At 66.1% G+C, this 12,579-nt stretch carries 9 protein-coding genes; 5 read left to right on the top strand and 4 right to left on the bottom strand.

Annotated elements, in window-relative coordinates:
- The first annotated feature begins 32 nt into the window (after positions 1-32).
- Together K3181_RS02670 and K3181_RS02665 are read left to right on the top strand one after the other, a co-directional pair.
- Complete coding sequence (locus tag K3181_RS02670) at positions 33-872, top strand: outer membrane protein (protein WP_221600527.1); 840 nt, start codon at positions 33-35, stop codon at positions 870-872.
- Between the two features lie 156 nt (positions 873-1,028).
- Complete coding sequence (locus K3181_RS02665) at positions 1,029-1,688, top strand: hypothetical protein (protein WP_221600525.1); 660 nt, start codon at positions 1,029-1,031, stop codon at positions 1,686-1,688.
- Between the two features lie 2 nt (positions 1,689-1,690).
- Here the strand turns inward: K3181_RS02665 and typA are convergent, their stop codons facing one another.
- A complete protein-coding gene (typA, locus tag K3181_RS02660) occupies positions 1,691-3,511 on the bottom strand; it encodes a translational GTPase TypA (protein WP_221600524.1) in 1,821 nt (606 codons plus the stop codon).
- Positions 3,512-3,770: 259 nt separating this feature from the next.
- Here typA and K3181_RS02655 point away from each other — a divergent pair, with 259 nt between their 5' ends.
- Positions 3,771-6,470: a TonB-dependent receptor gene (locus K3181_RS02655; RefSeq protein ID WP_221600521.1), complete on the top strand. Its 2,700-nt coding sequence runs from the start codon at positions 3,771-3,773 to the stop codon at positions 6,468-6,470.
- Between the two features lie 290 nt (positions 6,471-6,760).
- Entirely contained in the window at positions 6,761-7,357 is a 597-nt protein-coding gene (locus tag K3181_RS02650) for a phage tail protein (protein WP_221600520.1), read from the top strand.
- A 49-nt stretch (positions 7,358-7,406) separates the two neighbouring features.
- Here the strand turns inward: K3181_RS02650 and K3181_RS02645 are convergent, their stop codons facing one another.
- Both K3181_RS02645 and K3181_RS02640 read right to left on the bottom strand, forming a co-directional pair.
- Entirely contained in the window at positions 7,407-9,914 is a 2,508-nt protein-coding gene (locus K3181_RS02645) for an ABC transporter permease (protein WP_221600518.1), read from the bottom strand.
- Complete coding sequence (locus tag K3181_RS02640) at positions 9,911-10,600, bottom strand: ABC transporter ATP-binding protein (RefSeq protein WP_221600516.1); 690 nt, start codon at positions 10,598-10,600, stop codon at positions 9,911-9,913. Before K3181_RS02640 ends, K3181_RS02645 begins: the two co-directional genes overlap by 4 nt.
- Before the next feature lie 47 nt (positions 10,601-10,647).
- Here K3181_RS02640 and K3181_RS02635 point away from each other — a divergent pair, with 47 nt between their 5' ends.
- Complete coding sequence (locus tag K3181_RS02635; protein WP_221600514.1) at positions 10,648-11,349, top strand: arylesterase; 702 nt, start codon at positions 10,648-10,650, stop codon at positions 11,347-11,349.
- On the opposite strand, the gene recF is transcribed toward K3181_RS02635, so the two are convergent.
- On the bottom strand, positions 11,346-12,425 hold the full coding sequence (gene recF, locus K3181_RS02630; protein WP_221600513.1) for a DNA replication/repair protein RecF: 1,080 nt from the start codon (positions 12,423-12,425) through the stop codon (positions 11,346-11,348). The genes K3181_RS02635 and recF overlap by 4 nt on opposite strands.
- Positions 12,426-12,579: the final 154 nt, after the last annotated feature.

Raw genomic sequence — 12,579 nt, 5'->3', positions numbered from 1 at the left:
GCAACAGGGTCCACGCAACCAACAGGTATTCCATGAGAAATTCGACACTACTGGCCACCGCGGCTTTCGCGGTCGCTTTCGCTTCGCCCGCCGCCGCCCAGGACGCCGATCCGGACTTCTTCAATGGGTTCTATGTTGGCGGTTCGATCAGCGCCGAAACCGTCGACGACGGTCCGGCCGACACCATCGTCTTCGATACCGATCAGGACGGCAACTACAACGACCGGGTTCGCACCACGACCGGCGCCAATGCCTTTTCGCCCGGCCTGTGCAACGGCCGTCCGGCCGGTGGTCCCGCCTTCGCGGCCTGCGTGGACGACGACACCGGGCTCGGCTATCAGGCCAAGATCGGCTACGACGTTCGCGTCGATGGACCGGCGGTCGCCGGGCTCGTCTTCGAAGCCTCGAAGCCGAATGCGGTCGACTATGCGACCGGCTTCAGCACCACGCCGGCCTCCTATTCGATCTCGCGCGAGGTCGACTACTCGGTGGCCCTGCGTGGCCGCCTCGGCATCTCGCCGGGCAGCGGGCGCGGGCTGATCTATGCGACCGGCGGCGCGACCTATGGCAAGATGAAGCACGGCTTCACGACCACCAACACGGCCAACAGCTTCACTCCGATGAACGAGGACAAGTGGGTCTTCGGCACGCAGCTGGGTGCCGGCGGCGAACTCTACATCACCGACAATCTCTCGTTCAACGTCGAGTATCTGATCACCCGCTACGATCACGACGATTATTACGTCGCCGTCGGCCAGGGCACCGCACCGGACACCAATCCCTTCCTGCTGGATTCGGGTGGCACCAACATCAGGCCGGCCGACGACCTGATGGTCCAGTCGATCCGTGCCGGGGTCAACTTCCGCTTCTGACCGGTAACAAGCCGGCACAGGAAAAGGGCGGCCCTTCGGGTCGCCCTTTTTTGCGCGTGACCAAAGGTATCGGCACCGGCGCCCGCTCTCGATTTTGCGCCCTCAGCTCCCTATGATATCGACATCGCTCGATCGTCGGCGGGGGAGGGTGGCGCGATGGCCGGTGATTTTTCCCACTTGCTGCACGCGGTGCTCGGCTTCGGCGCTGCGGGGGCGGCCGTCGTAGCCTTGGCATCGTACAAGGGAGGGCCATGGCACCGCCGTGCGGGTTGGGTCTTCGTCGCCGGGATGGTCGTTTCGGCGCTGACCGCGTGGATGTTCATGTTCGACCGGCCATTACCGCTGGCGATGGTGTCGGCAACGGTGACGCTCTACGCAATCGGCAATGCCCTGCTCGCGGTCAATCCGCAGTGGGCGGGCGCGCGCAGGTGGGAATGGGGACTGCTTGCGCTGATCGGCATGGTGATGCTCGGAATGCTGGCGACTGCGGTCAATCTCTACCGGAGCGGATCGACCTTCTTCCCGGCACCCTTGGCGATGTGCGCGATCATCGGCGTGTTCGCTCTGCTCGACTGGCGTTATCTGCGCGCGGCGAAGGTTCCGCGCATGGACCGGCTGGGCAGGCACAGGCTGTTCATGGCGCTGGCAATGGCGCAGATGGTGATGGCGCCGACGATCATCGTTGCACCCGACATCGGCGTGCCGGTGCCGGTGATCGTCTTCGGGTCGCTCTTGCTGGCGCCGCTGATCTACTTCGGCTTCGGACCCGCAGCGAGGCGGGCGTCGGCGAGGAAGGTCCCCGCCGACGCTACCTAGGCTCAGGCTTGCGCGGCGCGCTTGGCGCGCTTGCGCTCGTGCGGATCGAGGATCGCCTTGCGCAGGCGGATGCTCTCGGGCGTCACTTCTACCATCTCATCGTCGTCGATATAGGCGATCGCCTGTTCCAGCGTCATCACGCGCGGCGGCGTCAGGCGAATGGCGTCGTCCTTGCCGGTCGAGCGGAAGTTGGTCAGCTGCTTCGACTTCATCGGGTTGACTTCGAGATCGTCGGGCTTGGCGTTTTCGCCGATGACCATGCCTTCGTAGATCTTCGCGCCACCGCGGATGAACAGTTCGCCGCGTTCCTCCAGCGCATTGAGCGCGTAGGGAACGGCTTCGCCCGGGACCATCGAGATCAGGACGCCGTTCTGGCGGCCTTCGATCGGGCCGCGATAGGTATCGTACTTCTCGAACAGGCGGTTCATGATGCCCGTGCCGCGTGTGTCGGACAGGAATTCGCCGTGATAGCCAATCAGGCCGCGGCTGGGGGCGGAAAAGGTAATGCGGGTCTTGCCCTGGCCCGAGGGACGCATTTCGGTGAGTTCGGCCTTGCGGCGCTGCATCTTCTCGACGACCGTGCCCGAGTGCTCGTCATCGACGTCGATGACGACGGTCTCGAACGGCTCCATGCGTTGGCCGTTTTCGGTGCGGAACAGCACGCGCGGGCGGCTGATGCCGAGTTCGAAGCCTTCGCGGCGCATCGTTTCGATGAGCACGCCCAGCTGCAGCTCGCCGCGACCGGCGACCTCGAAGCTGTCCTTGTCCTCGCTCTCGGTGATGCGAATGGCGACGTTGGTCTCCGCTTCGCGGTAGAGGCGGTCGCGGATCATGCGGCTGGTGACCTTGCTGCCTTCGCGACCGGCCAGCGGACTGTCGTTGACCGAGAACTGCATCGCCAGCGTCGGTGGATCGATCGGCTGCGCTTCGATCGGCGTCTTCACCGAAGGGTCGGCGATGGTGTTCGAGACGGTCGCCTTTTCGAGGCCAGCCAGCGCAATGATGTCGCCCGCTTCGGCATGGTCGACCGGCACACGGTCGAGCCCGTCGAAGCTGAGCAGCTTGGTCGCGCGGCCGACTTCGATGACATTGCCGTTGGCGTCGAGCGCGTGGATCGGGTCGTTGACGTTGAGCTTGCCCGACTGGACGCGGCCGGTGAGCACGCGGCCCATGAAATTGTCGCGGTCGAGCAGCGTGGCGAGGAAGCTGAACGGCGCTTCGGTGTCGAGGCCCGGTGCGGGCACGTGATCGACGATCAGCTTGAACAGCGGCTCGAGATTGCCGTCGCGGGCGTGCTCGTCCTCGCTGGCATAGCCGTCGCGGCCCGAAGCCCACAGGCTCGGGAAGTCGAGCTGGTCGTCATTCGCATCGAGGCTGGCGAAGAGATCGAACACTTCGTCGAGCACTTCCTGCGGGCGTGCATCGCCGCGGTCGATCTTGTTGACCACCACGATCGGGCGCAGGCCCAACGCCAGCGCCTTGCCGGTGACGAACTTGGTCTGTGGCATAGGGCCCTCGGCGGAATCGACCAGCAGGATCACGCCGTCGACCATGCTCAGGATGCGCTCGACCTCGGCGCCGAAGTCGGCGTGTCCCGGCGTATCGACGATGTTGATGCGCGTACCATTCCATTCGACGCTGGTGCACTTGGCGAGAATCGTGATCCCGCGTTCCTTCTCCAGGTCGTTCGAATCCATCGCGCGTTCTTCGACGCGCTGATTCTCGCGGAAGGTGCCCGACTGGCGGAAGAGCTGGTCAACGAGGGTGGTCTTGCCGTGGTCGACGTGGGCGATAATCGCCACGTTGCGAAGGTCGCGGGACATGAGAAAACTGCTTTCGATTAGGGTGTCGTAGCGTCAACGCATGAGGAGGAGACGCGTTTCGGGCGCGCCCCTAGCTTAGATGCTGCATTGCGGCAAGATGCTGCGGTGTAACGCGAAAGGCACACACGTCGGGTGAGGTGCAACATTGGTCGGCTAAATGCTTGAGAGGCATAGCGGGTCTGGTAACCCGCCGCCGCTTGCGTGTTTTTGGGGACTGCGCAGCAGACCGAAAAGACGTCTTGAGAGAAGAGGACCTTTCATGAAATTCACTGCATTCGGCCGCACCGCGACCGTTCGTACTGCCCTGCTCACCGGCGCTGCGGCGCTGGTTCTGCCCGCTGCGGCCCAGGCCCAGGATGCGGACACCGATGGCGAGGACACCGAAACCGCGGCACCCGCGAACGGCAATGTCATCGTCGTCACCGCGACCAAGCGCGAACAGACCCTGCAGGAAACTCCGGTCGCGGTCAGCGTGACCAGCGCCGAGACCATCGAGCGCGCGCAGATCCGCGACATCGCCGACCTCGCCACGGTGGTTCCCTCGCTGCGCGTCAGCCAGAACCAGAGCGCCTTCGCGACCAGCTATTCGGTCCGCGGCTTCGGCACCGACGGCAACAACATCGGCCTCGAACCCTCGGTCGCGATGTTCGTCGACGGCGTCTATCGCAGCCGCGCGATCTCGCAGATCTCCGACCTTCCCGACATCCAGCGCGTCGAAGTCCTGCGCGGCCCGCAGTCGACCCTGTTCGGCAAGAACGCGAGCGCGGGCGTGATTTCGATCGTCACCAAGGAACCGCAGTTCGACTTCGGCGGCATGGTCGAGGCGAGCTACGGCAATTACGACGCCATGGTCGCCAAGGGCTTCGTCACCGGCCCGATCAGCGATTCGATCGCCTTCAGCGTCGGCGCCGGGATCAACAAGCGCGACGGCTTCCTGACCAACGGCGTCAACGGCGAAGACATCAACGATCGCAACCGCTGGTTCACCCGCGGCCAGCTGCTGTTCGACAACGGCGGCCCGCTGCGCGTTCGCGTGATCGGCGATTACGACAAGATCAAGGAACGCTGCTGCGGTGTGCTCAATGTCGCTCCTTCGGCCGAACTCGGTGCGATCCAGTTGCTCGGCGGCCAGGTCAACGACTTCCGCAACAATCCCGACGGCGACGTGATCTACACCGACGTCGACCCGATCAACGAGATCGAGAACTACGGCATCTCGGGCCAGGTCGACTATGAATTCGGCCCGATCACGATGACCTCGATCACCGCCTATCGCGAAACGCATCTGTCGGCCGACCAAGACGTCGACTTCACCAGCCTTCCGGCGGTGACGGGCGCGAATATCGGCGATGCCGACATCAACACCTTCACTCAGGAACTGCGCTTCGCCTCGGACTTCGACGGCCCGTTCAATTTCCTGGTCGGCGGATATTATTTCGACGAACGCGTCGATACGTCCGACAGCATCGTCTTCGGCCCGGCGTTCCGCCCCTATGCCAACCTGCTGCTGCAGGGCGCGACCGGCGGTACGCAGACGGTCGATACGCTCGAAGCCACGCTGTCGGCGCTCAACGGCACCGACTACACCGGCCAGTTCTTCGCCAACGGCCAGGGCTTCTTCAACAACATCGTCCAGGATAACGAGGCGTTCTCGGTCTTCGGCAATGTCGATTTCGAGATCACCGATCGCCTCGTCCTGACCCTTGGTGCCAACTACACCAAGGACAAGAAGCAGATCGTGACCAACTCGGTCAGCACCGACGTGTTCTCGAACATCGATCTCGTCCAGTCGGGCAATACGGCGATCACCCGGCAGGGCATCGCGCTGGGTGCAGGGCAGGCGCTCGGCCTGCCGGCAGGCACGCCGGCCACCGCCGCCCAGGTGCAGACGCTGATCGGGATCATCGGGCTGGATGCGTTCAACCAGCTCATCGCCGGTCCGGCACAGGCATTTGCCGACGCCAACGACGCCAATCCCGCCGTCAATCCGCTTCTCGCGCTTCGGCCGTTCCAGTTCCTGCCGCCGATGCAGAACTGCCCGAACTCGATCGAGGACTGCGCCACCGACGACGACGACTGGAGCTGGAATGTCCGCCTGGCCTACGAAGTCACGCCGACGCTCAACGTCTATGCCAGCTGGGCGACCGGCTACAAGGCACCGAGCTTCAACCTGTCGCGCGACAGCCGTCCGCTTCCGACCGACTTCGCCGCCCTGCAGGCCGCAGGCCTGGGAGTAGTGAACCTGCGTCCGGGTACGCGTTTTGCTGCCGCCGAGAATTCGGAAGTCATCGAACTGGGCATCAAGGGCAACTGGAGCCGCGCTGCAGCCAACCTGACCTTCTTCCGCCAGTCGATCGAGGATTTCCAGGCGAACACCTTCACGGGGACGTCGTTCATCCTGTCGAATGCCGGCAAGCAGGAAACCTTCGGAGTCGAGTTCGACGGCCAGTTCTATGCCAGCAACGAGCTGACACTGAGCCTCGGGATGACCTATCTCGACGCGACGTACGACAGCTTCCCCAATTCGCCGGTCGGCGACCTGACGGGCGAACCGGTTGCGGGCGTCCCCGAACTGTCGGCCGTCTTCGGCGCGCAGTACGACAAGGAAATCAACTCCAACGGCGACCACATCATCCTGCGTGGCGACTTCTCCTACCAGTCGCCGGTGCAGGTCACGGACGGTCTGACCAACTACATCGTCGTCGATCCCGCGACCGGCGCGCGTGACTTCGGTCCCGCCCGCGATGCGGCGCGCGCCTACACTCGCGAGGTCAACAACCTCAACGCGTCGCTCACCTATGCCTTCGACATGGGTCTGGAACTGAGCGTGTGGGGCCGCAACCTGCTCGACGATCGCTACCTCACCACGGTATTCCCGGCGGTGGCACAGGGTAAGGCGGTTTCGGGCTACCCGAACCAGCCACGCACCTACGGCGTGGCGGCACGCATGCGCTTCTGACGCGATCGGGTTCAGGACGGAAACGGGAAGGGGGCCCTGCGCGGCCCCCTTTTTCGTTGCCGGTGGTTCGCTCCTAACTCCGTGACCAAAAAGGAAGATTTGCCATTGATACTGATTCTGGCATGATGGGCGAGTCGTCGGCAAATCGAATGACAGTATTGCGATGGCTGGAGAGGGGAATTCATGCGCCAATTGTTGTGCCGTGCACCAGGCATCGTGCTGCCGCGGGATGCGACTGGAAGCATCTCGATTGGGCGAAATCCATGGGGTTCTAAAGGGAGTGAACAGGTATGAAACGGTTTCTTATCGGCACATCTTGCCTTGCCATGATGACGATGGCGGCTCCGGCCGGGGCACAGGACAAGTATCTCGGCGAAGTCTTCATGGTCGGCTTCACTTTCTGTCCCCGCAATACGGCCTCGGCAGAGGGCCAGCTCCTGTCGATCGCTAGCAACACGGCCCTGTTCTCCCTGCTGGGGACGACCTACGGCGGCGACGGGCGGACGACCTTCGCGCTTCCCGATCTTCGCGGTCGCTCGCCGGTCGGCCAAGGCTCGGGTCCCGGGCTGACACCCGTGGTTCAGGGCGAGAGGAGCGGCACGGAAACCGTCACCCTCACGATCAACCAGATGCCAAGTCACAATCACGATGCGCGCGTACGCGCCTCGAGCCAGGCACCCAATACCAACAATCCGGCGGGCAACACCTTCGCGACCTTCGCTTCAGGTACGAACCAGTACACCACCGGCAACGACAACGTGACGATGGGCGACAACGAGGTCCAGATCCGTCCGAACGGCGGATCGCAGCCCTTCAGCATCCGCGATCCGTATATTGGCATGCGCTATTGCGTTGTGACCCAGGGGATTTTCCCCCCGCGCAACTGACCTGCGTTCCCGCTCGCCTCACGAATCGAGGCGAGCGGGCATCGCCCGTTCACAGGGCGCGCAATGCCTGCGCGGGCTTGGCGCGCAGGAGCGGGAGCGAGGCGGCGAGGGCGAAAGCCAGTACCGCTGCGCTGCCGAGGCCGAGAACGCCGATGATCATGCCCCAGTCGGGCAGCCAGTCGAATTCGAACAGGCGCGTGACCACCAGCCACGCTGCGAGGCTGCCGATCCCGAGCGCGACCAGCGCGAGCGCGCCGGTGAGCGCGGCATATTCGATCAGCTGCATCACCAGGATCTGCCGCCGGTCTGCGCCGAGCACGCGCAGGACGACCGTGTCATAGGTGCGCGCGGCGCGCGCCGCGGCGATCGCTCCGAGGAGCACGGCGAGCCCTGCCAGCACCGCCACGCTGGCGGCGGCGAGCGTCGCCAGGCCAACCTGTTTGAGCACCGAGCGCGCCTGTTCGAGAACGCCGCCGACCTCGATCACCGAGGCGGAAGGAAAGGCCGCGACGAGCGATCGCAGCAGCGGCCCGGTCGGTGTGCCGGGGCTGAGCTCGATCGTAGCGGCGAGATTGTGCGGCGCGTCGCGCAGTGCATTGGGGCTGAGCACGAAGACGTAGTTGAAGCCCATGCTTTCCCAGTCGATCCGGCGCAGATTGGCGATCCGCGCGCTACGCTCGACGCCGAGCACGCCGAAGGTGATCATGTCGCCGATCTTCAGCCCCGCAGCCTCGGCAAATTCCTCGTCCACCGACACCAGGGGCTCGCCCGAATAGAACGGTCCCCACCAGGTGCCCGCAGTCAGCTCGTTGCCCTGCGGGACCTGGTCGGCATAAGTCAGCCCGCGTTCGCCGCGTAGCGCCCAGGCACCTTCGGGAATGTCTTCCAGATCGGCGGTCCGGGTCATCGCGCCTTCGGGTCCGAAGGCGAGCACCGAACCGCGCAGTGCCGGCACGGTGCGATAATTCGCCTTGGGGTCGGCCTCTTGCACCAGTGCTTCGAATTCGGTCACTCGGTCGCGCGGGATGTCGAGCACGAAATAGTCCGGCGCGCGGTCGGGCACGCGCCGCTCGATGTTTCCGTCGATCGCGCTCTGCACCGCCGCAAGCAGGACGAAGGCCGCCAGCCCGAAGCCGAGCGCGGTGACCAGCGCGCCCGTCGAGGCGCCCGGACGGTGGAGATTGGCGAGTGCGTTGCGTGCGATCGGGCTGCGTGGGCGGGGCAGCGCGGCGGTGAGTCTGCGGATGCCGAGGCCGAGCAGGGCCAGAAGGCCGAGGATTGCGGCTGCTCCGGCGAGGAATCCGCCCGATAGCAACGGGTTGTCCGCCGTCAGCAGCGCGAGGGCGACGATTGCGGCGAGCCCCCCGCCGACCAGCAGCAGCGCCTGCCGATCGCGCGCCAGCGGGGCGACGCGCGCGCGCATCAGCGCCATGGCGGGGAAATGTCGTGCCCGAAGCAGCGGCGGCGCGGCGAAGACCAGCGCCACCAGCAGGCCATAAGCGAGCGCCAGGGCGATCGCTCCGGGATCGACGATGAAGCCGCTCGAGACGGGCAGCAGGCCTTGGAGCGCGCGTGCCAACAGCGGGACGATGGCGATGCCGACGGCGATTCCCGCGAGGCTTCCGGCGAGCGCGGCTGCAGTGATCTGCAAGGCATAGATGCGCGCGATGTCGCGGCTCGTGGCACCGAGGATCTTGAGTGTTGCGATGCCCTGCCGCCGAGCATCGAGATAGGAGGTCACCCCGCCGCCGATACCGATACCGGCAATGACCAGCGCGGCGAGCCCGACGAGGGTGAGGAATTCGCCCATCCGGTCGACGAAGCGGTCGGTCCCTGGTGCCGCACGGTCGGCAGTGTCGATATCGAAGCCGGCCTGCGGAAAGCGCTTCTGCAGCGCCTCGGCGGTAGCTTCGGTGTCGCGGCTCGCGGAAAAGCGCACGCGGGTCTTGGTCTGGTACATCGACCCCGGCGCCACCAGTCCGGCACGCTGCGGCAGGTCGTCGGCCACGATCACGGTCGGGCCGAGCTGGAAGCCTTCGCTCAGCCGGTCGGGCTCGTCGGCGATCAACCCGCCGACGCGCAGCTGCTGCGTACCGATAGTGATCGTGTCGCCCGGTGCCACGCCCAGCCGATCTGCGGCCCCCGGCGAGAGCCAGGCCTCGTCGGGGGACGGCGGACCGACGCTGCGGCCATCCTCGAGCCTCAGTTCGCCATAGAGCGGATAGAAGGCATCGACCGCCTTCAGCTCGATTGGCGCGGCCTCTTCGGCATGCCGCGCCATCGCCTGCATGCGCAGGCCGGCGGAGATCGTGCCCATTTTCTCGAGCGCGGCGCGCTCCTCGGTGTTCAGCCCGCGCTGCCACAGCTCGACCTGCAGGTCCCCGCCGAGATAGGTGCGGCCGTTGCTTTCGATCTCGCGCTCGATCGCCGCGGTCAGCGAGCCGATCGCGGCCAGTGCGGCGGTGCCGAGGAAGAGGCAAACGAGCAGCAGGCGCAGTCCGCGGAAGCGGGCATTCAGGTCGCGCCGCGCGATCCGCCAGGCGGTCGCCCAGCTCATGCGGCGCTGTCGCTGGCGATCCGCCCGTCTGCCAGCGTGAGCACGCGTTCGCAGTGTTCGGCCAGCTCGGGATCGTGCGTGATGACCAGCAGCGTCGCGCCGGTTTCGGCACGGCGAGCGAAGAGCAGCTCGACGATCTCGTGCCCGGTCGCGGCATCGAGATTACCGGTCGGCTCGTCGGCGAAGATCAGTTCGGGGCGCGGTGCGATGGCGCGGGCGATGGCGACGCGCTGCTGCTCGCCGCCAGACAATTGCTGCGGGTAGTGGTCGAGCCGGTGACCGAGCCCGACCGCCTCAAGTTCGGCGCGCGCCCGCGCCTGCGCGTCGCCTTCTCCCGCCAGCTCCATCGGCGTGGCGACGTTTTCGAGCGCGGTCATGGTCGGCAGGAGGTGGAAGGCCTGGAGCACGATGCCGATCCGCCCACGGCGGGCATGCGCGAGCGCATCCTCGTCCAGCGTCGCGAAATCCGCACTCGCGACCTGCAGGTCACCGCCGCTCGCGCGTTCGAGGCCCGAGAGCACCGCCATCAGCGAGCTCTTGCCCGAGCCCGAGGGGCCGAGCAGCGCGACGGTCGAGCCGCGCGCGATGTCGAGGTCGATCCCGCGCAGGATTTCGACCGGTGCAGCGGCCGAACCGAGGGTGAGCGTGAGATTGCGGGCGGAAATCGCGGGTTGAGATGTGGTCACCGTCCTGCGATGGCATGCGCCTCAATCATGCACAAGGATACTCGCCGATGCGTCTGCGGCATTTGTCGATAGTGGTACTCGCCTGCGCCCTGGCCGCCTGCGGCAGTTCGGACGATACGGCGGTCGTCCCGGATGGCGCACGGGCGGAACAGGCGACGGCCGCGCCCATCGCGGTCGAGGGCCCCGAGCGGCGCATCCTCGCCTTCGGCGACAGCCTCTTCGCCGGCTACGGGGTTGGGCGCGAGCACAGTTATCCGGCGAAGCTCGAAGCCGCGCTGCGCAAGCAGGGCATCAATGCGGTGGTCACCAATGCCGGGATTTCGGGGGAAACGAGCGGGGCGGGGGCGCAGCGGCTCAAGTTCACGCTCGACGCTCAGGAAGAGAAGCCCGACCTCGTCATGCTCGAGCTGGGCGGCAACGACATGCTGCGCGCGATCCCGCCCGCGGCGACGCGCGCCAATTTCGAGGTCATGCTCGAGGAGCTGAAGCGGCGCGAGATTCCCGTGCTGCTGATGGGCATGCGCGCGCCGCCCAATTACGGCCCCGAGTACCAGCAGGAATTCGACGCGATCTACGGCACGATGGCGCGGCGCTTTGGCGTGGCGATCATCCCCTTCTGGCTCGAAGCAATCTATCAGGACCCCTCGCTGTTCCAGGACGACAAGATCCATCCGACGACCAGGGGCATCGATGTGCTCGTCGCGGATACGCTGGACGAGGTCGAGGCGGCACTCCCGAAGCAGGGCTAGGCGCGCGCGACTTCTCCGCCGCTGACGCGCCACACCGCCGCTTCGCCGGCAATGCTGTCGAACGGGGCAAGCTCGGTCCCGGTCATCCACACTTGCGCCCCGCTGCCGCGCAATTGCTCGAACAGCGCTGCGCGGCGCACCGGATCGAGATGCGCGGCGACCTCGTCGAGCAGCAGCAGTCCCGCGCGGCCCTGCGCCGCAAGCCCGGCATGGGCGAGCGTCATCGCCACCAGCATGGCCTTCTGTTCGCCGGTCGAGCTCTGCGCCGCGGGAACGCGCTTGGCGGCGTGAACGACGTCGAGCTCGTCGCGATGCGGGCCCGCCAGCGTGCGCTGCGCCGCGCGGTCGCGCTTGCGATTATCGAACAGCGCCTGTGACAGGCCATCGGCATGGTCGGGCGCGCCCGGATTGTAGGTGAGGGCGGGGCGCGCGAAGGGCTCGGCGGGCATCTCCGCCAGCCGCACCGCCAGCGTTTCGACCAGCCGCGCGCGGCCCTGCATCAGGGCGGAGCCGTGCCGGACCATCTGCGCCTCGATCGCGTCGAGCCAGCCGCTCTCGGGCTCGCGCCGGTCGGTGAGCAGGCGATTGCGTTCGCGGAGCGCGGCATCGTAGCGCGCGGCGTGGCTGGCGTGCTGCGGATCGAGCGCCAGTGCGAGACGGTCCATATAGCGGCGTCGATCGCCGGCGGGTCCGGTAAAGAGGCCGTCCATCGACGGGGTCAGCCAAGTCACGGCGAGCCATTCACCCAGTGAGGTCGCGCTCGCCTCGGCGCCATTGATGCGCACGCGGCGACGGCCCGGATTGGCGCTCTCCGAATAGGTGGCGAGGCGGACCTCCTCGCCGTCCTGCGCGAGGCTGGCACCCACGCCGAAACCGGTCTCGCTTCCGGCGCGAACCATCTCGGCCAGCGCCGCGCGGCGCAGCCCGCGCCCGGGCGCCAGCAGCGACAGCGCCTCAAGCACATTGGTCTTCCCTGCGCCGTTCTCGCCTACCAGCAGGTTGAACCGCGTGGTGCCCGCGAGGTCGCTCGCAGCATGGTTGCGGAAGCCGGTGAGGGAGATGCGGTCGAGCGCCATGGATCGGCTCGCGCGATAGCGCGCGGGACGCCGTGCCGCTACTCGAAAGGCGCAAATCCAATTGTTGGGAAAATTTCCCAACCTTTCGGATTGATTAACATATGGCATTCCCGCGGTTCAGTAAGGAATGGCGGAATTCTGCGGTTTTCCAAGT

The sequence above is a fragment of the Qipengyuania mesophila genome, assembly GCF_019711655.1.
GTDB lineage: Bacteria > Pseudomonadota > Alphaproteobacteria > Sphingomonadales > Sphingomonadaceae > Qipengyuania > Qipengyuania mesophila.
This window is presented reverse-complemented; position numbering and strand designations above follow the sequence as displayed.

Bases quoted from the DNA above. Each gene is read 5' to 3' on its own strand.
- K3181_RS02670 (WP_221600527.1), top strand. From the start codon at position 33: ATGAGAAATTCGACACTACTGGCCACCGCGGCTTTCGCGGTCGCTTTC.
- K3181_RS02665 (WP_221600525.1), top strand. From the start codon at position 1,029: ATGGCCGGTGATTTTTCCCACTTGCTGCACGCGGTGCTCGGCTTCGGC.
- typA (WP_221600524.1), bottom strand. From the start codon at position 3,511: ATGTCCCGCGACCTTCGCAACGTGGCGATTATCGCCCACGTCGACCAC.
- K3181_RS02655 (WP_221600521.1), top strand. From the start codon at position 3,771: ATGAAATTCACTGCATTCGGCCGCACCGCGACCGTTCGTACTGCCCTG.
- K3181_RS02650 (WP_221600520.1), top strand. From the start codon at position 6,761: ATGAAACGGTTTCTTATCGGCACATCTTGCCTTGCCATGATGACGATG.
- K3181_RS02645 (WP_221600518.1), bottom strand. From the start codon at position 9,914: ATGAGCTGGGCGACCGCCTGGCGGATCGCGCGGCGCGACCTGAATGCC.
- K3181_RS02635 (WP_221600514.1), top strand. From the start codon at position 10,648: ATGCGTCTGCGGCATTTGTCGATAGTGGTACTCGCCTGCGCCCTGGCC.
- recF (WP_221600513.1), bottom strand. From the start codon at position 12,425: ATGGCGCTCGACCGCATCTCCCTCACCGGCTTCCGCAACCATGCTGCG.